Annotated in this window: 19 protein-coding genes and 1 pseudogene; 7 read left to right on the forward strand and 13 right to left on the reverse strand. The window is 60.9% G+C overall.

All coding sequences use genetic code 11. From position 1 onward, the window contains the following. Window positions 1-2: 2 nt before the first annotated feature. Window positions 3-791, reverse strand: coding sequence for a sulfite exporter TauE/SafE family protein (locus PQR27_RS02770; RefSeq protein WP_408522197.1), 789 nt, complete (start codon window positions 789-791; stop codon window positions 3-5). Between the two features lie 256 nt (window positions 792-1,047). Beyond that, window positions 1,048-1,695, reverse strand: a complete 648-nt coding sequence (locus PQR27_RS02775) for a LysE family translocator (protein ID WP_408522198.1) — start codon at window positions 1,693-1,695, stop codon at window positions 1,048-1,050. A 200-nt stretch (window positions 1,696-1,895) separates the two neighbouring features. On the opposite strand from PQR27_RS02775, the gene PQR27_RS02780 reads away from it, so the two are divergent. Next, on the forward strand, window positions 1,896-2,105 hold the full coding sequence (locus tag PQR27_RS02780) for a hypothetical protein (protein ID WP_408522199.1): 210 nt from the start codon (window positions 1,896-1,898) through the stop codon (window positions 2,103-2,105). Window positions 2,106-2,148: 43 nt separating this feature from the next. On the opposite strand, the gene PQR27_RS02785 is transcribed toward PQR27_RS02780, so the two are convergent. The 7 genes and pseudogenes from PQR27_RS02785 to PQR27_RS02815 all read right to left on the reverse strand — a co-directional run bounded on the left by PQR27_RS02785 (window position 2,149) and on the right by PQR27_RS02815 (window position 5,206). Beyond that, window positions 2,149-2,289 carry a hypothetical protein gene (locus tag PQR27_RS02785; protein WP_408522200.1) on the reverse strand — a complete coding sequence of 47 codons (141 nt, stop codon included), beginning with the start codon at window positions 2,287-2,289 and terminating at the stop codon, window positions 2,149-2,151. Window positions 2,290-2,457: 168 nt separating this feature from the next. Then, window positions 2,458-2,796: pseudogene (locus tag PQR27_RS02790) on the reverse strand (IS21 family transposase); the annotation flags it as partial. A gap of 58 nt (window positions 2,797-2,854) precedes the next feature. Then, entirely contained in the window at window positions 2,855-3,160 is a 306-nt protein-coding gene (locus PQR27_RS02795; RefSeq protein WP_408522201.1) for a hypothetical protein, read from the reverse strand. 137 nt (window positions 3,161-3,297) lie between these two features. Next, window positions 3,298-3,579, reverse strand: a complete 282-nt coding sequence (locus PQR27_RS02800; RefSeq protein WP_408522202.1) for a hypothetical protein — start codon at window positions 3,577-3,579, stop codon at window positions 3,298-3,300. 297 nt (window positions 3,580-3,876) lie between these two features. Further along, entirely contained in the window at window positions 3,877-4,188 is a 312-nt protein-coding gene (locus PQR27_RS02805; RefSeq protein WP_408522203.1) for a hypothetical protein, read from the reverse strand. A 125-nt stretch (window positions 4,189-4,313) separates the two neighbouring features. Next, window positions 4,314-4,646, reverse strand: a complete 333-nt coding sequence (locus PQR27_RS02810) for a hypothetical protein (protein WP_408522204.1) — start codon at window positions 4,644-4,646, stop codon at window positions 4,314-4,316. Between the two features lie 176 nt (window positions 4,647-4,822). Continuing rightward, entirely contained in the window at window positions 4,823-5,206 is a 384-nt protein-coding gene (locus PQR27_RS02815) for a hypothetical protein (RefSeq protein WP_408522205.1), read from the reverse strand. 69 nt (window positions 5,207-5,275) lie between these two features. On the opposite strand from PQR27_RS02815, the gene PQR27_RS02820 reads away from it, so the two are divergent. After that, a complete protein-coding gene (locus PQR27_RS02820; RefSeq protein ID WP_408522206.1) occupies window positions 5,276-6,091 on the forward strand; it encodes an SOS response-associated peptidase family protein in 816 nt (271 codons plus the stop codon). A gap of 17 nt (window positions 6,092-6,108) precedes the next feature. On the opposite strand, the gene PQR27_RS02825 is transcribed toward PQR27_RS02820, so the two are convergent. Then, window positions 6,109-7,650, reverse strand: a complete 1,542-nt coding sequence (locus PQR27_RS02825; protein ID WP_408522207.1) for a hypothetical protein — start codon at window positions 7,648-7,650, stop codon at window positions 6,109-6,111. Here PQR27_RS02825 and PQR27_RS02830 point away from each other — a divergent pair. Continuing rightward, window positions 7,625-8,008, forward strand: a complete 384-nt coding sequence (locus tag PQR27_RS02830; RefSeq protein ID WP_408522208.1) for a hypothetical protein — start codon at window positions 7,625-7,627, stop codon at window positions 8,006-8,008. The two genes, PQR27_RS02825 and PQR27_RS02830, sit on opposite strands and share 26 nt — an antisense overlap. A 921-nt stretch (window positions 8,009-8,929) precedes the next feature. Then, window positions 8,930-10,015 carry a glycosyltransferase family 4 protein gene (locus tag PQR27_RS02835; RefSeq protein WP_408522209.1) on the forward strand — a complete coding sequence of 362 codons (1,086 nt, stop codon included), beginning with the start codon at window positions 8,930-8,932 and terminating at the stop codon, window positions 10,013-10,015. Window positions 10,016-10,040: 25 nt separating this feature from the next. On the opposite strand, the gene PQR27_RS02840 is transcribed toward PQR27_RS02835, so the two are convergent. The 3 genes from PQR27_RS02840 to PQR27_RS02850 form a co-directional block, all read right to left on the reverse strand. Further along, window positions 10,041-12,422: a hypothetical protein gene (locus tag PQR27_RS02840; protein WP_408522210.1), complete on the reverse strand. Its 2,382-nt coding sequence runs from the start codon at window positions 12,420-12,422 to the stop codon at window positions 10,041-10,043. A gap of 121 nt (window positions 12,423-12,543) precedes the next feature. Further along, the gene (locus tag PQR27_RS02845) at window positions 12,544-12,996 is read right to left on the reverse strand and encodes a GDP-mannose mannosyl hydrolase (RefSeq protein ID WP_408522211.1); all 453 of its coding nucleotides are present in this window, start codon (window positions 12,994-12,996) and stop codon (window positions 12,544-12,546) included. Window positions 12,997-13,147: 151 nt separating this feature from the next. Then, a complete protein-coding gene (locus PQR27_RS02850) occupies window positions 13,148-15,433 on the reverse strand; it encodes a hypothetical protein (RefSeq protein WP_408522212.1) in 2,286 nt (761 codons plus the stop codon). A gap of 795 nt (window positions 15,434-16,228) precedes the next feature. Between PQR27_RS02850 and PQR27_RS02855 the strand changes: the two genes are divergently transcribed. From PQR27_RS02855 to PQR27_RS02865, 3 genes are all read left to right on the forward strand, one after another. Next, on the forward strand, window positions 16,229-17,212 hold the full coding sequence (locus PQR27_RS02855; RefSeq protein WP_408525385.1) for a helix-turn-helix domain-containing protein: 984 nt from the start codon (window positions 16,229-16,231) through the stop codon (window positions 17,210-17,212). Window positions 17,213-17,306: 94 nt separating this feature from the next. Then, window positions 17,307-18,833: a mannose-1-phosphate guanylyltransferase/mannose-6-phosphate isomerase gene (locus PQR27_RS02860; RefSeq protein ID WP_408522213.1), complete on the forward strand. Its 1,527-nt coding sequence runs from the start codon at window positions 17,307-17,309 to the stop codon at window positions 18,831-18,833. A 53-nt stretch (window positions 18,834-18,886) separates the two neighbouring features. Continuing rightward, window positions 18,887-20,272, forward strand: coding sequence for an undecaprenyl-phosphate glucose phosphotransferase (locus PQR27_RS02865; protein WP_408522214.1), 1,386 nt, complete (start codon window positions 18,887-18,889; stop codon window positions 20,270-20,272). Window positions 20,273-20,297 lie beyond the last annotated feature (25 nt).

A 20,297-nucleotide genomic window follows, 5' to 3' on the forward strand; every position in this document is an offset into this window, starting at 1 on the left:
CTTCAGGTCAGCACGAGCCGCACACCGACCAGCGTGAGCGTGGCTGCGAGCAGATTGCGCAGCAGCGCGTCCGGCGCGCGCGACGACAGGAAACTGCCGACCGCGATGCCCGGCAGCGACCCCACCAGCAGCGACAACAACATCGACCAGTCGACCGAGCCCAGCAGCCAGTGACCGGTGCCTGCCAGCAACGTCAATGGCACCGCGTGAGCAATGTCCGAGCCGACGATGCGCGTGGTCGGCAGCAGCGGATACAGCAGTAACAGCACCGTCACGCCGATCGCGCCTGCGCCCACCGAGGTCAACGAAACCAGTACGCCAAGCACGGCTCCGGTCAGCATGGTGAGCGCGAGCGTGCGCCCCTGCTTCGGCGGGCGCCGGCGGCGCGCGCCGAGTGCCGCGAGTTGCGGCCGGAATACCAGCGCCACCGCCGTTACCAGCAACGCGGCGCCGAGCACGATCTGGATCAGCCGTCCCGCGCCGGGGGTGTCCATCCCGTAACGATGTAGCAGGATCAGCGTGATGGTTGCCGCCGGCACGCTGCCGGCGGCGAGGCGCAGCGTGATCTGCCAGTCGACCGAGCCTTTCAGGCCGTGCACCAGCGTGCCGGTCGCCTTGGTGGCGGCCGCGTACAGCAGGTCCGTGCCGACCGCGGTGGCCGGATGGACATTGAACAACAGCACCAGGATCGGCGTCATCAGCGAGCCGCCGCCGACGCCCGTCAGACCGACCAGAAAGCCGACGAACAGGCCGGAGACGGAATACAGCAGATCGATGTGGGGAAGAGCCATTGAGCGGACCGCGGACGGCCGGGTGGGGTGGACGGTTGAGTGACGAGGCCGGCGCGCGCATGCCTGTGATGGTGGGCGGATACGCGTGCTTCGGCGCGGCGAAAGCCGCTATTGTCGCAAAACTGCCGCAATTGCGTATGAAGCCGTCCCTCAGGGTGGCGGATCGAGGAGTAACACGCCGCGCACGCGGCTCAGGCGATAGGGATGTCTGGCGGTTTTCCCGCGGCGTGCGCTCAGGCTGCGTGGACCTTCGCGCTCAAAGCGCCCGGCGAATCTCGACGATGCCGAATACCGCCAGCATGAGCCCGACAAACCGGTCGATCGCCACGCGCAGTTTGCTGCCGATTGCATGGCGCGCGAGCGACACCACGGTCACGAGGAAACACCACCAGGCGATTGAACCGCAAAACACGCCGCTCACCGTCGTCAACGCGATGCCTGAAGAAAACGCGCCGCGTGGCGCGAGCGTGGTGAACAGCGCCGCGAACATGATGACCGTTTGTGGATTGGTCAGCGTGAGCAGCAGCGAACTTGCGTACGCACGCAACGCGCCGGCGCGGCCGACTTGCGCGAGCTTGCCGTTACCGTTGCCGTTTTCGTTAGCTGCTTCAGCGGGCGGTTTTTGCAGTAACGTGCGCACCCCTAGATAGAGCAGGAACAGCCCGGCGACCAGATGCAGGGGGCGGTCGTACGCAAGCATGAACTGCGAGATGCCGACCAGTCCGAGCGCCGCAATCAGGCCGTAGAGCGCATCGCCGCTCGCGATGCCGAAGCCGATTGCGAGGCCCGCGCGCGGACCGCCTGTCAGGGTGCGGCGGATGCACAGCATGCCCATCGGACCGACCGGCGCCGCAATCGCGAGGCCGACGCCTGCGGCGGTGAAAAAGAGACTGGTGGTGGACATGCGAATCCCGGGCGGATTGTTTTTTGGAGTGGGTGTTTATGCGGGCGCTGCACGTGCCCGTGGTGCTTTCGTGTCCGTCAGCATAGCTATGTCGAAAGTGCTGGGCAAGTGCATGCACGATAAACCGGCGCCGGGCGGCGCGATGCTGTCGTGTGAGGTTTTGCCCAGCCATGGCGCCTGGCCGTGCCGATGCGTGATGCGTGGACGCAATCGCGTTTCGTGACCAGCATCCGGGCGCGGTTGGTTTATTCCTGGAGCCGGAACTCAGTGATGTTTTCCGCGTATCTGAATCGCTTTCGCGTGAATGGAGTGTTTGGGTTTATTTCGGCGCGATGGCGATTGTGAGGGTGGCCACCGGCATATTCTGGCCAAAGGCGCGCGATGTCGCGTTTGAGGATATTTCTAAATGAGGTTGGAGTGTGATGCCCGCCTTGCGGAGGCGGGCTTGCTTCTTTAGTGCTTCTTTTGAGTTGCCGAGCTGGTTGGCATTACCCGGATCGGCGGCGCGCCTGAGGGCGATGTGGCCGGTTGCGGTTTCTTGGCCTGCTTCGGTTTCTTGACTTCACGGTTACTGCGCATTTGACCTTTTGCCATGATGAAGCTCCAAGATAGCTATTTTGTTCGCTCCGCGAGAGGTGGGAGCGGTGAGATAGTGTGCGCTTGTTTTGGTTTTTTGCCTACAGGAGGGGGCCTATGGCGTTGGCTTTTCCTTGTTCTGGCCTCTTGGGCCTTTCCTTGCATTCTAGTGGTTTATTAGTGTCGCCCCTTGCCTTCGCCTTGCCGCCAGGCCCGGATGAAATCGGTCACCCGCGAGTGCCAGCCGTCGTAGCCGCCAGCCTTGATCTCCTGGAACAGCATCCAGGCGGTGCGGCGTTCCTTTTTCGGTCGCCGCGCATCGACATTGAGCGCCTGCACCAGCACCTCATGAAACGGCGTCAACCGGGTCGGCTGCGAGCGCCGCTGATACTTCGGCTCCTCCTGAACATCCATGTTCAGATATTTACTAATCGTGTTGCGCGACAGGCTTGTGAGACGCGCTATCTCGCGTACCGACTTGTTCTGGCGGTGGAACATCCGCCGCACCTTGCCAATCATCGTCATCGGGATCATCCCCAAACACCCTGCCAGAAAAACTAGCAGGATAGGTTGATTGCCCGGCTCAATTTTCAGTCGGCGCGATCCCTACATGTGGCTGAATTTTCGGTCGGCGTAAACAAGCAAGCGACACATTGCACAGTTCACCAACATCGCCGCTCTTGCCCGGACCATTCAATCGTACATACCTGCCGGGAAGGTCCAGCAAAAGGAATATGCTGACCTGGCGAACGCTCTGGTCGATTGTGCTGATTTCTACAAGGATCGCGCAGTGGCGGAGGAAGTGGCGTTTTCCCTCATCGCTGCCGACACTCTGTTCCTTCTCGACCCCGATGTGCGGGCCGACATTCTGCGGCGCGGTAACGCCCACAGGAAATCATTGACAGTGAAATGCGCTACCGCACTTAAGCGCTGACCGCGCCGCACGGACTACCACTAGCGGCCACCACACCGCAGCCAAAGAAAAAGGCGCGAGCAATCGCGCCTTTTCTTCGCCTATGCATGCGATTAAAAGCTCAGCGCGAGCCACAAGAAGAATTCCATCGACGGCAGAAGAAGAACAGGGAACAGAACGACCATCGTTCTGTTCGCCTTGTCAACTACAGCAAACCCGATTGCCATAGCAATCGTTGCCAACCAGCCTGCCAAACAGTAGAACGAAAGCTGCACGCTTGGGGGCCATACCCCCCCAGCAAAATCAATTTCGTTCCACGAAGCCCGTCTTAGCCAGCCAGATAGAATGATCAACAGCAACTGAACAAAGCCAAGGACGAAATAGCGCTTCTTCACTGGTTAGCCTGTTTTGCGTAATAGTTCTTTTTTGCGAGCCGCTTCGATTTCTCTAGTACAGCATCTAGCTCTGCTGGCGTTACGGGGGTGGGGAGCCAACGCGGATCATGAGCCAGAATTCCGATCATTTCGAGTACATCGGCCACATTCGATGAGCAGCTATTATCAAAAAGACTGTACGTACTTGCATTCGGATGCGCTCGCTTGAATGCTCCATCCACACTTACACGTCGCTCTAGCTCGCGTTTTACCTTCTCTTTTTCGGCCGGAGATACTCTGAGCACCAAGCCGACATTGTCACGCCACAAATCCGCCAGTTCGTATCGACCCGTTGGTTAGATTCACGACACCACCATAAAAATAGGTGTGTTTATCCATTTTTACGTACTCTTCATGAGCGCGACTATAGACGATTCCGTCGATTTCTATGGCGACATGTCCCCATTGTGAACCCATACTGCGCAGCCGGGAGTCGCTGACGATGACTTCAATGGTAGTGGAATCTACGATGATTTCTTTTGCCGAAGAATCTTTCGTAGGCGTGGTCGTTTTGGTTGCTACCAACCGGTATTTCACCCCGTCCGGGGAGACGTGAATCTGCTCTGGCATGACTATCCCGCAAGGTAGACGTTGACGTTCTCGACGGAAGCGACGGACGCGAGCAAATGCGTGTGCCCATCGCCATCAGTTTCGCCGTATTCGCTTTCTGTATCGCAGGTAGCCATCGTTCGACATCAATGAGTGGTGGTGCCCGCGTGCATCGGCACGAAGCTGGTTGCATGCTCTTTGTGGTGCGGGCTATCGGTAATCACATCACCGTTATCCAGCATGCTTCCCACTACTGCGACCGGTTTGAAATGAGGCGTATCTGGTATGCCGACACCTGTAATAATCTGCGCGCGACTGCCATCCTCGTACTCGATGAAGTCACCCATCAATGCCGCATTGCGGCTAGTCTCACGGACTTCAAACGTGCTGGTGACCTTGCGCAGCATGCCGCCGCGCTCGGTTAGCGCGCCGATCGTGGCGAAGTGATGTTTAGTTCCGGCAGGTGTGGTTTGTGTCATGCGTCCGTCTCCTTCGCGTTGAAAAAATCTTTTGCAAAGAGACTCGCGCATCGGATCACAAACCGATATAGGACAAATACGAAAAGCAGTCTGCGGGAGAGCGCCCGGGTGCCGGGACGAAAAAAGACTCGCACGCGGCGGGCCATGGTCCCTTCAGTTCATCTACAAACATACGTTCATCTCCTTCGGCCATTTTTCCGCCACTCTTCCAGCATACGCATCCGCTCGTCGGTGAATTTCTGCTGACGCGGTGTGGGTGGATCAGTCAGGCACGGCTCTGCATCCAGTTCCCGCACGAAACATTCCCATACGCTTCCCGCCACGAATGAACTGCCAGCGCTGCCGATCATCCTTCGCACCCGGTCGGCTCGCATGATCGTTGCCCGGAGCCGATGTATCTCAAGCAGCAGCTTCAGCACGACCGGAGTAAGGCTCTGGTCATAGATTTCGGCCAGTTCGACAGCGGTTGGAGGATGGCGGTGGCGCATGGTCGGGCAATAAAACACTGTATGGATGTACCGTGTATCCAGGATTCCGCCGTTTGCATCTGGCACTATCATTGGACGGTTCAATGGAGATATCTATGTGCTATTCGGCCCAAATTGAGGGACTACCGGAAGTACGTAAAGATGTTCGGCGCTGCCGTGAGTCTCCGGGAGTTCGCGGAGTTGTATTGGGAGCATGGCGGTCGAGAACTAAAGGCGCCGCTGGCAATGGAGGCAGCGTTGTCGAATGCTCAGACCGACGATGAACGGCGAATCCAAACGCTAATTGCTGAAAGCAATGCGCTGCGGGCCGCGAAGCTCGAACAGGAGGTTTTCGAGCAACTCGCACGACTCGTGAAGGCGGAGCGAAGTCAGGAAGCGAAGGCCACGAAGGCAGCGGCCGAAAGCAAGCGCATTGCCTCCAACAAGGTCGACGCTGCGGTGCGCCGGATGGCGGACCTGAAGCGCTCCACTTTGAAGCATTCCAATTCTCGGATTTATCCAGGCGGGTATGCCCCAGTGCTGATCGTTCAGGACGGTAGACGCGTCGTTGTTCCGATGCGCTATCGCTACCGGTTACCGGGCTGGAATGAGGAGATGGAGAAAGAAAAGCCGGGAACGTACAACGCTAGGCGAAACAACCTGCGACGGGTATGGGGGAAGTTGTTCGGCTACAACCACGGCATCATGATCGTCAATCGCTTCTACGAGAACGTCGATCGAAACGGGAAGAAAATCGTTTTGCAATTCGATCCGACGCTACCGCAGAAAATGCTGGTGGCCTGCCTGTGGTCACGCACGTCGATACCCGGTGAACCCGATCTATGGTCTTTTGCTGCGATTACCGACGAGCCGCCACCAGAAGTCGCGGGTGCATCGCGTCACCCTCTACCGGTTCACATATTCTTTGGACGCATCGCCGTCAGGCCGACATCTTCCAGTCGCGCCCCAACGCCGTAGGCAAAACAAAAACCCCCTCAAATACCAACATACCCCACAGGCACCGTAGCGTTAGCCTTAGCGACCGCAGCATTATTCGACACCACATACACCGGCGACTCCGTCAGCCCAATAGTCACCACCCCGTTGGTGTACTTGACACTCGATGCATTCCCCATCATATCGACCACCTGAACGGTGCCACTGGTGCCCGGCGCATCGACACTAAGGCTATAAGGCACACTGTAACTCGAGCTAAATCCAGCGCTCGCGCTCCACACAGCATTATTGTGGGCCCACAAAGCAGTAATCACTGCACCATTCCCCACTTGCTGGAACGCATACGCATAAATACCATTCGGCGTTCCATTCACCGGTCCCAGCGTCGTGGTGCCATCAAGCGTGCGCGTCATCGCGCTGATCGCCATCGCGACCGGCTTCGGGCTAATGTTCGCCGCGCCAAACGCGCCTTGCGCATCGCTCAAATCGAAGAACGTTCCGTAACCGACTTCGCCCGGATAGTCCGCACCATAAAACACATAAGTCTGATCCGCACCTTCACCGAGCGTAATGATGTGCATCCGCGCGGCGACCGCAGCTTGCGCGTACAACACATTCGCGGTCGGATAGTTCGGACCGTACGCGCTCCCCAGGTCGTAGCTGATGCCGGCCTCGGTCGAGAACAGCTTCATCCCCGTGCGGTAGTCGGTCGCCATCTCCGCGCGCAGATTGCGCATCTGACCACGCAGCGAACCAGCCGCCGTGGACGGGTCGGCATCGTAGCGCTCAGGCGGATGCGACGGCGAGGTCCCCGCGTCGTAGTAACCATGCGTCGCCACCGCGTCGATGTACTGGCCAAAGCCGAGCGGCGCGAGGCGCTTCAGGCGCGTCGTGGTCAGGCTCGGGAACGCATCGGCCGGGCCCATCACGACGGCGTGTGGATCGGTCGAGTGGATGCCCTGATAGACGGCCTTGTACAGCGCGATGAAATTCGCGTCGGTATCGGTCCACATCTCGTTCGGCTCCCACGTCACCTGGTAGTAGTCGGCCGACTGCTGCGGGAAATAAGCCGCGCGAATCGCGTTCGATTCCGTACCCACGCGGCTCATATAGCCCTGGTAGTACGAAAGATCGGTCGGCAACGTGGTGTCGTCCTGGAACGCGCCGGTGCTGCTCGCCCAGGCGGGAATTCCGTCGAGGCGGATCAGGCGCATCACATTGCCGGTCTTGTAGAACGGATCGAGATTGTTCGCCGACGGATTGAAGGTGTTCGGCCCATTCGGCTCCATCGTCGAGAGCTGGCGGTCGTCGATGGTCGACGAAATGCCCAGCGCGGCCAGCAGCGGACCGTTGTCGTTGGCGCCCTGCATGCCGAAGCGGTGCTGCTCCTGATGCGCGTAATTGACCACGGGAACGACGCCGGACAGGTTGGGCGTCACACCGAAGGTCGCGATGCCGACCGGGCGCGTGCCGGCCTGCGGCAACTGGCCGCCGTTCTGCGCGAGCGTACCGGTGGCCGCGAAATAGCCGGCGAGCGTCGAAGTGCAGGTCAGCGTGATCGTCTTCGAACCGCTCGCCACGGCAGTACTGCCGCTCGCCGCCACCTTGCCGAGGGTATCCGTGACGGCCCAATTCAGCGTGTCCGCCGATGGCGCGTTGGTCGTGAAGGCGAGCTGGAAGGTGCTGCCGGAAGCAAAAATACGCGTGCCGTCCGCGCTGGGCGTATCCGCGGAGATCGTCGCGCTGCCGGAACCCGCCGACGTGGCCGGCGCAGTGCAGCTCAACTTTGCGGTAGGACTGGCGGTGACGGTCAAGGCGGCCGAGCCGCCCGTGCTGTTCGTGCCGCTCGATCCACTCGATCCACTCGTGCTGTTCGTGCCGCTACTTCCCGCGACATTCGAAGCGCTCGCACTGCCACTGCCGGTACTGCCACCCTGAGTTGCCGCGCTGTTGCTGGAGCCGTCACCGCCTCCGCCGCCGCAGGCGGCCAATGCCAAAGAAAGTGTGGAGAGTACGAGTAGTTGCGATTTCATCAAGTAAGCAATGCGTTAGCTGAACATTCGTCCGCCTCTTCGCGCGATGCGCGGCAGGAAGCGGACCGAACATTGGGGTTCAATTGCAAGCCAGCCGATCTGGCTGTCGTGGTCGCGCAAGCTTCGGCTGCACGAAAGGTGATGCCTCCCGGGCTGTCGGATCCCGATGCATTTCTCTGAAGAAAAATTCACGTCGGAGGAATCCGCGCCGCTGCACGGCCTGGCGGAATCTGACGACCGGGAAAGTACGATGAAAACAAACAATGGTCTTAAGAAACAGCACTGTTCACGTCGCAGCGAATAGCCTCACTGCTGCATCTGATGAACTTTTTACTGTTCCGTAAGGGAAGCCGGTACAACTGGGAAGAATCGAGCGCCACAATACGCATTTGTATGTTTAAAAGAAGTAACGAGCTGTTACGTATGAACATTAAAACGGTACTAATTGCATTGCACTGATCATTTGATATGTATGCTGAGACCAGCTTATATCCGCCATAAAAAATGGAGTACGCAGAAGTTTGAGACGGATGCCTAACTATTCGGGTTGGCGAATAAGGCAGGGAAATGGGCGGTAGCCCTCATTGCACCGCCGATAAAAACTTGGAGTTGGCGCAAGAGTGCTGGAGCTTGGGTGTAACGTTTCCTCGCGACAGGGACTTCGCGGCGGAACTGTTGCTGATTTTCGGAGACAAGGCCGCGTCCGTTTTTTGGGGTGCGCCAGATGACGATGATGGGAATGCTGGGCTTTTTGGGGTCGGTGCTTCTGCCGGGTCGGCATGTCCATCCGCTGCGCAAAAAAGGCGGTTATCCAGAGAGATAAATCGTGAGAATTCTTCAGTTGGTTCACGCGCCGAGACTGTCCGGGGCAGAAGTATTAGTAAAGGGGCTCGCGATTCATCACCAGCGCGCCGGCCATGAAGTCTGCATGGCCTCGCTGCTTCCGCAACAGGACGACTTCGCCGACATCCGGGCCGAGCTTCAGGCCGCCGGCGTCACCTGCATGTTCCCCGCGATTCATCACGGCCGGATGGGCAAGCTGCTGCACCTGTATCGCGTCGTGCGTCAATTCCGACCGGATTTCATCGTTGCTCACGCAACGCTCGCCGCACTCTATGTGCGTCTTCTGCCGGTGCATACGCCGATCGCCTGGGTGATGCATTCGGGTGTCAATGATTTCGAAAACGGCTCGCTCAAGCGAGCCGAGCGCCTGCTGTCGCGCCGGGCCAGAGCGATCATCGGCGTGTCGCAGCAAAATATCGACGACTACCTGCGCGAAATCGGCAAGCATCCCGCGATGGTTGTGATTCCTAATGGCGTGGATGCGTCGCAGTTTGCGGGATATACCGACATACCGGCAGCGGATATCGAAGTGCCCGCGAAGCAGATTGTCCAGCTTGGCCGCTATATAGAAGCCAAGAGCCAGCTGCACACGATTCGCGCATTCGAGCGGGTGTTGCAAAACGAGCCCGAGGCGCGTTTGCTGCTGTGTGGTGTCGTCGAGGATCTCGAGTATCACGAGGCGGTGCTGTCGCTGGTCAACCGCCTCGGCGTGACAAGCCGCGTGACGGTGTGCGGACCCCGTTCGGATGTCGCGGCCATCCTCCGATCTTCCCGCGTCTTTGCCATGCCCTCCCGCTTCGAAGCGCAGAGTATCGGTTTTCTCGAGGCCCTCGCGTCCGGTATTCCCGTAGTGGCGAACCGGATTCCCTCGTTCGGATTTGCCAGTGGATTTTCCGGCGTGACGCTTGTCGATACCGCCGATCCCGAGGCGTATGGGCGGGCGTTGCTTGGCGCGCTCGACATGCCGCGCACGAACCGTCAACTGTCCGGCTACACGCTGCACGACACGGCGGATCGCTATATGTCGATCGCGAGCAAGTTCGTTCGTGCGCTTCCCGTGTCCGTGTGAACGCCCTCCGGTCGACCGCCTTGCGCTATTGGGCCAGCCGGTCGATTCGCACTGTCTCCGAGAACAGTCCCGGTAGTTCGCTGAGCGCCTGAGGGGCGCCGAGGGCGAAACCGTCTCCTACTGGATAGCGCACGAGCGCCGCCGACCCGCCTGCGAAATAGAAGTCGCCGAGCGTCGCATCGGTTCTCCGATACACCACGAGTGCCGCGTTCACTTTGTCACGAACGAACGCCGGAAAAACGTCGGACCAGGACATGCCATGCAAAGTCGCCACCTGGACTGGCGCATTCGTCGCGTCCGCATTGTCGACGGTGGCAACGTCGATCGCGGCTTCCTCGTTTGCGCTGTCGAGACGCGGCGTCAGCAGAATCAGCGTGGTGCTGTCTTTGCCGTGCACAGGACCAACCGCAACTTTCACGAAGTCGGGGACGAAGCGCGCCGGCAGGTCTTTGCGCTCGCCGATCGTCATGTGCGTGCCATCGTTGGCAATCTGCGTGAGAGCGAGCTTGCCGTCGGCGCCATCCATTGCGACAACCGATGCGCGCGAGCCTGCGGGCTGAACCGGCAGAAGATTGGCGTTCTGCCTGAGGCTCTTCGCTTGAGCCCATAGCACTGGTACGGAGCCCGTCGCGCTCATCGACGACACCATCCACAGATCGAGTCCGCTATCGGCTCGCTTTTGCGCGATCAGCACGCTGGCTCGTCCGGTTCCTGTGAAGTCGGCGGCTACATATTGCTGGGTCAGTTCGGGTTTGAAGGCGCTGTTCGTCTGCAGCCAGAGACGCGGCGTGTCGAAATGGTCCCCCGTGCTGCGGAGCAGCCAGAACGCGGTGCCGCCGCGCCGCGCGGTGATGACCATCAGATCAGCCTTGCCGTCACCGTCGAAATCGCCGAGTACGAAGCGCACGCTGTCGAAACACAGTTTGTCGTTCGCGCAGCTCGGCGCCGTTGCGCGGTAATCGAAGGGAACGGCATTCGCATACCAGAGCGCCGGTCGCGACGCTTGCGTGAGCGACGCCGCGTACACGTTGAATCCCGGTCCGTCGCTCTGCCGTTGTACGTAGACGGCGGACGGTTCGCCCGTGCCGCTGATATCGCCATACATGGCGGCGGCGAGGCGCAGATCGGTGGCCTGGGTGCGCTGCGTGGTGGCCCAGCGGTAACGGGTGGTGAGCAAGGAACAGCCGCGCATGGTGAGTTCGCCGTCGTTCTCACCGAGGCAATGCCGCAGCGGCGTATAGACGAGGCCGAAGTCCCACGGTGTCCAACGTTGTGCCATATCCCATTGGTCGCATGTTTCGGAGACCAGATAACCGTCCCGCTCGGCAATGCATTGCGAGGTCGACACGCTGACGAGTGAGGCGTTGCGCGCATTGCCGGGATAGGCGGTGAGCGGTTCCCATCGCCACTGTTGCGCGGGCGTGCCGGTGCACGCGGCGAGTGTCGGCGCACGACCGCTGCCGCCCGAAGTCAGGCAGCGGCTCGACGCCGCATTGAACAACTGCACGGGATGCGACTGGAAATCGGCTATCCGGTGGTCGCTGCGATCGGCAAAGGCATAGCGTCGTGCGACCCAGTTGCCGTCCCATTGATACTCGCCGAATACATGTGAGAAATCGCTGCCATCAATAGCGAAGTAGCTGGCCACAATGTCGCGCTTGCGTTGCACGTCGGCTGTCGGCAGGTTGGCGGGCCATCCACCGGTCGGATAGGTCACGTGATATTCGATCGGCACGCTTCTATTGAGCGTCTGGGCGACATGGCGCGTAATGCGCGCGGAGTAAATGTGGTCGGGATGCTCGATGAACGGCACGGTGTCCGGATTGAGCGTGTAGATCTGCGTCGCCCCCGCGAGTATCGCTTTCAGCGTGGCCGACAGCGAGGCGCGGTCGTATTGCACGCGCACCGAGCCGTCGGCGTTCATCGGATAGGTCGAGAGCGTGGCGTGCTGTTCCCACAGCAGACCGAGCGGTACCCGGCCGCCGCGCACGGCGCCCCCAGGCAGGCGCAATTCAAGCAGCCGAACCTGCGGTTTCGCCTTCAATACCATCTGATGAACCAGCTTGCCGGCGATCAGTAGATTGGTTTCGGTCCAGTTGTCCGGCACGCCAGCCATGCGCGCATAAGCGAGCCGGGAGGCTCGTTCGCGAGTTTGCACGTACGCGAAATCCGCGCCGTTGGCGCCGCCGATCAGATGAACGGTTGTGATGCACCAGCCGGCGTCGAGACGCTCGCTGATGGCCGGGTCGACGAACAGCAGATCGTCGTCGAGATGGGCGACCACGGTGACCAGCGTGCCAGCGCCGCAATCGGCCGCGCGCGCGGAACCGGAAAGGACGGCGAAACTGAGTGTCGCAAGAAAAACGATGAACGAAGTGCGAACGAGCCTGGCTGCCGATAATCGCATGTTGAGTCGAGCCCTGACGGTGGGCTCGATCTTACTGTACGGGCGCGGGCCGCCACGTTAGCGATCTCACAGTAGCAATCAGATTGCGTGCCAGCGTTGGCCCTGGGCCGCTGCACGGGCGTTAGCGGAAATAGGCCTTGGTGTTTTCGTGGACATCGTCGCGCGCCAGCAACGCCGCGGGTGCAAGCCACTCGTATTCGCTGTGCTGGTCGAGCCGCCCGACCGCAGTCGTGCCGGTGAGCGCGAGCGCATAGGCGAGCACGATGTAGTGAGTCGACACGTCCGGCTCGCCTGCGAAGTTGTCGCTGTAGTGGTGTTCGAATACGCCTTCGAAGCGCGCTGCGGAGCGCTGCAACTGGGCGATGCCCAGTTCGGCGTCGGCAATGCGGGCGAATGCCGCGTCGAGTGTTTCGTCTTTATGAATGCGCCCGCCCGGGACGAACCAGGTGCCGCGGGCAGGGCGGTTGCGACGGCGGCCGAGCAGGATGCGGCCCTCGGCATCGGTGACGATCAGGTCGATTGCGACCAGCGGCGTCAGACGGACCACGTCGAGGAAATCGATCTGTGTCAGCATGGTTTCTCCTGCACGTTGGGGGGCGCGCGAACCGTTCGCGCGGTGCGGTCTTCGCCTGGATTCTACGTGCGCAGAAAACCGCCTGGCCTGTCACATCACGCCGAAGTATCGGCGCAACTGGACAGCGGATGCCGATGGCCGATGCGTGCGTTTAACGCGGTACGTATCCCTCCGGTGTCGTGACCGCGTCCTTGAAGACGTCGGCGTTCGCGGAGACCACGTAAATCGGCGTGGGGGAAACTTTGAGGCTCGCCACGCCATCGCGATACGGCAGTGTCGACGCATTACCCATCACGTCGAACACCGTGATTTCGCCCGAGGTGCCCGGCGCATCGACCCGTAAGCGATAGTCCGCGCTCTGGCTCGCATTGAAGCCGGTGCGAGCGTTCCACTTGTCGTTGTCATGCGTCCAGAGGGCGGTCACCACATTGCCGTTACGGAGCCGGCGGAACGCGTAGGCATAGACGCCTTTGGGCAGCCCCTTGAGCGGCCCGAGCGTGTTGGTGCCGTCGATGATTCGCGTCATCGCCGCCACCGCGAGGGCCGCGGGTTTCGGGCTGATGTGCGTCGGTCCGTAGGCGCCCTTCGGATGATCGAGTTCAAAGAAGAGACCGTAGCCAGGCGCGGCGTCCGGCATATCCGCGAGATAAAAGACGTAGGTCATGTCCGCGCCTTCGCCGAGCAGGATCAGGTGCGTGCGCGCCACTACCGCGGCCTGTGCGTACAGCACGTCGGCACCCGGATAGTTCTTGCCGTACGACTCGCCGATGTCGTAGCTGATGCCGGTTTCCGTGACGAACAGCGGTGCGCCGGGTTTCAGGTACTGACGCAGTTCGTGGCGCAGCGCGCGCATCGACGCGGGCAGCGCACCCGCCACGACGGCCTGGTCGCCCGCGTCGGCACGCCGCTCGGGCGGATGCGACGGCGTCGTGCCGATGTCGTAATAGCCATGAATGGTGAGCCCATCCAGATAGCGGCCAATTCCAAGCGGACCAAGACGGCGCAGCCAGGTGACGTTGGCCTGCACCGACGCGTAAGTCACACCCATCACGACCGCATGCGGATCCGTCTGATGGATGCCTTGCCAGACTGCCTGGTACAACGCAACGAAATTGGCGTCGGTGTCGCGCCATGGAAGACCACCGTCCGCATCGGGCTCCCACGTCACCTGATAGTAGTTGTCGCGCTGCTGCGGGAAATACGTCATACGAACATGGTTGGACTCGGCGCCCACTTTGGTCATGTAGTCCTTCATTTGCGCAAGCGAGGTCGGCACGTAGCTGTGGGTCTCCTTGCCGGTTGGGCTCGCCCACTGCGGAATGCCGTCGAGCTGGATCAGCCGCATGATGTCGCCACGCCGGAAAAAGGAGGCCAGCTGTTTCGTCGCAGGATCGAAGGTGCCGCTTTTTTGAGGCTCTTCCATATACCAGTTGCGGTTGTCGTTCGCCCACGACAAACCGAGCGCCGTATACACGGGACGATAGCCGTCGCCGTCGCAGCAGTGCTGTCCTGGCGCGAGATAGGCCGTACCCTGGCCACCGAACCGGTGCAGATCCTGGTAAGGAAACTGCACGGGCGGCAAGGCGGCCGATGTGTCGGGCAACACGCCGAAGGTGGCGATGCCGGCAGGCCGTGTGCCGCGCGATTCGAGCGCCCCGTGGGCGCGTTCCAGCGACGCGGAAACGGCGAAGTACCCGGCAATGCTCGACGCGCAACTCAGGGTCGATAGCGTGGCGCCCGCCGCGACGGGGAATCGGCCGCTGGCGCGTACGGTATTCCAGCTGTCACGTATCTGCCAGTTGAGCGTGTCGCTTTGTGTTGGGCGCGCGGTGAAGACGATCGCGAATGGTTTGCCCGCCGCAAAGAGGTGTGTGCCGTCGCTCGGCGTGTCCGCCTCGAGCAGGTCGCCATTGGGCGCGGCGCGGTTTTGCGCCGCTGGCGCGGAGCAACGCAAGCCTTGTCCGGGCGGCGCCTGCAAGGCGACAGGCGCAGGCTCCGGGACGGCGTTCGCAGGAGCCTCCTTGCTGGCGGAAGCCGCGGAGGCCACGGGGGCCACAGGTGCCGGCGAGGCCGTCATGGCACAGCGCTTCTCCACACCGGGCGCCGGGTCGCCGAATACACCGTTATTGCAATCCGCGCTGTTCGAGAACGTCTTGACGACATGCTTCTCGGGCGTGCCGTACAACACGTCGCGCGTACCGCTAAAACGGCACGTGCCGTATTCCGCTGCGCAAGGTGTCCACACTCTGCCGTCGACGGTGATGTCGGCACTGCTCGCGCCATTCTGACCCGCCGCAGTGCCGGCCGCGCGGCCCTGGCCGGCGAGCAGCGCCAACGCGAACGCCATCGGCAGGGCGGCAACGCGCAGCGGTGAGCGGTGAACGGCAAAGGCGCCGGCGAGCCGCCGCAGGGCGTTGAATTCGCCTACATTCGACATATGTTCCCCGTATCGTTCGATGGGTTTTGCTGCCAGCAACGCGTCGCCGAATTGCTAGTTCACCAGGCAGAAGCCGCCTTTTCAGCACCCGCGACGCGATCTGTTGCGCAAACCGCATAGTCTATTTCCGCAATCCTATGGCGGAAACGGACCGCCTCTCATACGACAGAATCCGCCACTGGCCCGTGTATTGCGGAGCCGGCCAAAGTTGTCTTATTGGCGTGTTTCACGTTTGAAACATTAATCGTCCTGTTTATATTCTTAAGCTCCAATAGCAACGAATTAAATAATTTCGTCGCGCCGAAAGTGCTTATATTGGAGGTTGTTTTGCATATCGCTGCCCTCCAAAATATTGTCGGAAGAAACGCTCGTTGACTGCTCGCCAGGGCAACTCCAGTACAGATAAGGCGGCTACGCTCATTCTGGCTGGATGACAGAAAAAAGTCACTTGAAATCAACGAGATGATGGGCAGATCAAATTGCAACTCGACCATTTCGAGTGTCGCTGGTGTGTGGGTTGCCGCACCAAAACCAGAATTATTTTGCATTAAGATTCGCGGAATGCCAACTCAATCATATGCAGAATCGGTTTTAAATTTTTGAAAAATTTGTAATGACAGGGCTGTTCCGAAAATCACTGGCCGGCCACCATATCCAAGCGCCAACATGTCTGCGCTTTCGGTCATGGCGGCAAAATGCTGGATTTCGGATGGCTATGATGCACTGCACAGAACCATGCCTCTGGGTGGCCGTTTTAGGTGAAAAGTAGATCCGTTTTCTGGTGAGAGGATGACTATGACCTGCGCGAGTCTCGAGTCTGCAATGCTGCGCTGGGTGCACGCGCCGAACAAGGGTATGCGTCGCATCGCGATACTGATGTTCAACGACTGCTCGCTGCAGGGTGCAGGCGTCGTTGCCGAGGTGTTTCAGGCGGCTAACGAACTTGCCTCCGCGGGATCTGGCGGCTGGTTGTATGACGTTTCCTTCCTGTCCGCCGATGGCGGCATGGTGACCAGTTCTTCCGCATTGCGTGTCTGGACAGACGGGCTCGATGCGCGGCATTACGGCGGCTTCGACGCACTGTATGTTGCCGGCGGCAAGGGAGCGGGTGCTGCCGCCAGCGACGAGCGTCTGATCGCCTGGTTGCGGCGCGTTCGCCGCAACACCGGCATGGTTCGTCCGATCGCCGAAGGGCGCTCGCTGCTCGAAGCAGCCTATACGGCCGACAGCAAGGAAGCCGGCGATTTTCGCCAGTCATCGACCCAGGCACGCGCGGCCGAGCCGAACGGCGACGCGGGTGACCGGCTCGAGTCGATGCGAAGCGCGCTGGCGATGATCAAGCGCGATCTGGGCGGCGCGGCCGCTCGCACGGTGGCGGAGCGCCTGCTGGCCGATTCGTGTTCGAATCTCGCTCCGTTGCTCGGCGAAGACGGCGGCCTGAGCCCCGGCGACAAGGTTCGCGCGGCGGCTCGCTGGCTGCAGGAGAATTGCCAGCAGGCGATTTCGATTGCCGACGCGGCGCAGTTCGCGGCCATGAGCGAGCGCAACTTCCTGCGCCGCTTCAAGATGGAAATGGGCATCACGCCATCCAGTTTTCTGTTGCATGAGCGGCTTGCCGTCACCTGCAGCCTGTTGACCGAGTCAGAACTGCCGGTCGACAAGATTGCCCGCCGCACGGGCATGGGCAACGGTGACCGGCTCGCGAAAGTGTTTCGCAAACGTATGAGAATTTCCCCCACGGAGTTCAGGATCCAGAGCCGCCGCATGGTTGGTGAATAGCGCTCGCGCTGCTTGCCGGCTAACCGCGCCCATCACAACGCATTGCTTCACTAAGGTTTTTCGTTGAATTTGAAGAATTATAAGGAATGCGAATATGTTGAACCAGGGAGCTGTGAACGCTGCGTCGGTGGGCCCGGAGGCGGCTAAAGCCGGGATTGCCGCGGCGCGTTGCACACGCATCGTGCCGGTGATTCTCGCTGGCGGCTCGGGCACGCGGCTGTGGCCGGTATCGCGCGAAAACTATCCGAAGCAACTGATCGATGTGGTCGGCTCCGATTCGCTATTGCAGGCCACCGCGCGGCGCATGGAAGGGTTTCCCGCCGGCTGGCAGGTGGATGCCGCGCCGATCATCGTGTGCGGGGAAGAACACCGGTTTGTGATCGCCGAGCAGTTGCACGCCAATGGCGTCGACGCACGCCTGGTGGTCGAACCCGCGCGCCGCGATACGGCGCCAGCGCTGACGCTTGCGGCTTCGCTCGCGTGCGCCGACGGCGGCGACGCCATTCTGATCGTGATGCCGGCGGATCATTCGATTGCGAATGTCCCGGCGTTGCAAGGCGCGCTCGAATGCGCGGCCCGGTACGCGGAACAGGGGGCGATCGCCACGCTCGGCGTGCCGCCGACGCGTCCGGATACGGGTTTCGGCTATATCCGCATCGGCACCGAACTACCGGAAGGCGGCTATGCGATCGACGGATTTGTCGAAAAGCCGGCAGAAGAGATCGCGGCGCAGTACGTCGCGGCAGGCTCATATTGGTGGAATAGCGGCATTTTCATCGTCCGGGCCAAAGTATGGCTCGACACGCTCAAGCGCCTGCAGCCCGACATGCACGCGACCTGCGAACGCGCGTTTGCAGGCGGCCAGCCGGACGGCGCGTATTTCCGTCCGCAAGTGGAGGCATTCCTCGCCACGGTCGGGGATTCTATCGACTACGCGGTGATGGAGCGTCTCACCGACACGGATGTCGGTGTGAATCCGCCCGGCGTGGTCGTGCGGCTCGAAGCGGGCTGGTCCGATCTGGGTTCGTGGGACGCCGTCTGGGCCGCAATGGAGAAGGATGCCAACGGCAACGCCGGCCGTGGCCGCGTGACGTTCGAGGGCGCGGTATCGAGTTACGCCCATTCGGAGGGCCGGCTGGTGGCCTGTGTCGGCACCGCCAACGTAGTGGTAGTCGAAACCGCCGACGCGGTGCTTGTGGTCGATCGCTCGCACGTCCAGGACGTCAAGGGACTGGTGTCGCGCATCAAGGCACAGCACGCGCCCGAAGCCGACGCGCATCGCAAGGTGCGCCGCCCGTGGGGTTTCTACGATTCCATCGACCGGGGCGAGCGTTTTCAGGTCAAGCGCATCGTGGTCACGCCAGGCGCCCGGCTTTCGCTGCAATTGCATCACCACCGCGCCGAGCACTGGGTTGTCGTGCGGGGCACGGCGCGCGTCACGCGCGGCGACGAGCAGTTTCTGCTGAGCGAAAACGAATCGACGTTCATTCCTCTGGGTACGCGCCATCGGCTCGAAAACCCGGGGAAGGTCCCGCTCGAAATCATTGAAATCCAGTCAGGCACCTATCTCGGTGAAGACGACATTGTGAGGTTCGACGACAACTATGGCCGCTGCCCCTAACAGCACGCCAATACTCATTTGCGGAAAAGAACGGCAAGAACGAGGTAAGCAAAATGCGCAAGTTTCAGGATTTGCTCGCGCGAATCTTCGATGTCGGGTTAGTACTGGTGGGAGCGGCGGTCGCGTCGCAGATCCGCTTTGATTACCTTGCTCAATCGGGGTTCTATTGGGCATTCGTGATGTTTGCGGCCGCCTTGGCGCTGGCGATCTTCCCGGCGTTCGGCGTCTACGAATCATGGCGCGGCCGCTCCAAGCTGGCGCTCGCCGGTCAGGTGTCGCTGGCGTGGCTGATGGTGCAGGGGTGCGCGCTGGTGCTGATGTATTCGCTGCACCGCAGCGACTTCGTGTCGCGACTCTGGTTCTCGTATTGGACCGCGATGACGGGCGGCCTGATGATCGCTTACCGCCTGATCACGCATGCGGTGCTGGCGCGTGCGCGCCGCGCCGGGCTGAATCTGCATCAGGTGGCGATTGTCGGCAGCGGCACGCAGTGTGACGACATCATTCGCCGGATCGAATCCGCGCCGGCCACCGGCTTTCGCGCGACCGCCGTTTATAACTCGCGTCCCGATGCTTCCGCTGTGACGAGCTCGCGCGTGCCCGTATTCGACACCGTTGATGCGCTCGCCAACTATATCCGGACCAACGACGTGCACGAGTTGTGGCTCATGCTTTCGTTGACCGAAGAGCCGCTGATCTGTTCGCTGATCGGCGAGTTCCGCGACGATCTGGTGAATATCCGCTTCATGCCGGACGTGCGCAGCCTCGCGTTGTTCGAAGGCAGCGGCGTGATCGATCTGCTCGGCGTGCCGGCGATCAACCTCGTCGCCTCACCGCTGTCCGCGAGTTCGATGCTGAAGAAGGAAATCTTCGACCGCGTGTTTGCGGCCACGGCGTTGATCTGCCTCGCGCCAATCCTGCTCGCCATCGCCATGGCGGTGAAGCTTTCGTCGCGCGGCCCGGTGTTCTTCAGGCAAAAGCGCAAAGGCGCGGACGGACGCGTTTTCACGATCTACAAATTCCGCTCGATGCGTCCGCATATCGAGCAGAAAGGCACGCTCAGTCAGGCCACGCGCGACGATCCGCGCGTCACGCGTGTGGGCGCATTTCTGCGCCGCACGAGCCTCGACGAACTGCCGCAATTCTTCAACGTGTTGCGTGGCGATATGTCGGTCGTCGGACCGCGTCCCCATGCACTCGAGCACGACGACCTCTATCAGAAGGTCGTCGCTGGCTACATCAATCGCTATCGGATCAAGCCGGGGATCACCGGTTGGGCGCAGATCAACGGCTTTCGTGGCGAAACGGACCGCATAGAAAAGATGGAGCGTCGTGTCGAACATGACCTGTACTACCTGGGGCATTGGTCGTTCGCACTCGACATGCGGATTATCGGCGCGACGATCGTTGCAGGACTGGTGCATCGAAACGCTTACTAAGAAGTGGTTAACAAGCACGCTGGGC

It is taken from the genome of Paraburkholderia fungorum (genome assembly GCF_046027215.1).
In the GTDB taxonomy this organism is placed as follows: Bacteria; Pseudomonadota; Gammaproteobacteria; order Burkholderiales; family Burkholderiaceae; genus Paraburkholderia; species Paraburkholderia fungorum_D.

What these genes read in the sequence shown, in the direction of transcription:
- PQR27_RS02770 (WP_408522197.1), bottom strand. Translation starts at nt 791, where the DNA reads ATGGCTCTTCCCCACATCGATCTGCTGTATTCCGTCTCCGGCCTGTTC.
- PQR27_RS02775 (WP_408522198.1), bottom strand. Translation starts at nt 1,695, where the DNA reads ATGTCCACCACCAGTCTCTTTTTCACCGCCGCAGGCGTCGGCCTCGCG.
- PQR27_RS02785 (WP_408522200.1), bottom strand. Translation starts at nt 2,289, where the DNA reads ATGGCAAAAGGTCAAATGCGCAGTAACCGTGAAGTCAAGAAACCGAAG.
- PQR27_RS02805 (WP_408522203.1), bottom strand. Translation starts at nt 4,188, where the DNA reads ATGCCAGAGCAGATTCACGTCTCCCCGGACGGGGTGAAATACCGGTTG.
- PQR27_RS02810 (WP_408522204.1), bottom strand. Translation starts at nt 4,646, where the DNA reads ATGACACAAACCACACCTGCCGGAACTAAACATCACTTCGCCACGATC.
- PQR27_RS02815 (WP_408522205.1), bottom strand. Translation starts at nt 5,206, where the DNA reads ATGATAGTGCCAGATGCAAACGGCGGAATCCTGGATACACGGTACATC.
- PQR27_RS02820 (WP_408522206.1), top strand. Translation starts at nt 5,276, where the DNA reads ATGTTCGGCGCTGCCGTGAGTCTCCGGGAGTTCGCGGAGTTGTATTGG.
- PQR27_RS02840 (WP_408522210.1), bottom strand. Translation starts at nt 12,422, where the DNA reads ATGCGATTATCGGCAGCCAGGCTCGTTCGCACTTCGTTCATCGTTTTT.
- PQR27_RS02845 (WP_408522211.1), bottom strand. Translation starts at nt 12,996, where the DNA reads ATGCTGACACAGATCGATTTCCTCGACGTGGTCCGTCTGACGCCGCTG.
- PQR27_RS02850 (WP_408522212.1), bottom strand. Translation starts at nt 15,433, where the DNA reads ATGTCGAATGTAGGCGAATTCAACGCCCTGCGGCGGCTCGCCGGCGCC.
- PQR27_RS02855 (WP_408525385.1), top strand. Translation starts at nt 16,229, where the DNA reads ATGACCTGCGCGAGTCTCGAGTCTGCAATGCTGCGCTGGGTGCACGCG.
- PQR27_RS02860 (WP_408522213.1), top strand. Translation starts at nt 17,307, where the DNA reads ATGTTGAACCAGGGAGCTGTGAACGCTGCGTCGGTGGGCCCGGAGGCG.
- PQR27_RS02865 (WP_408522214.1), top strand. Translation starts at nt 18,887, where the DNA reads ATGCGCAAGTTTCAGGATTTGCTCGCGCGAATCTTCGATGTCGGGTTA.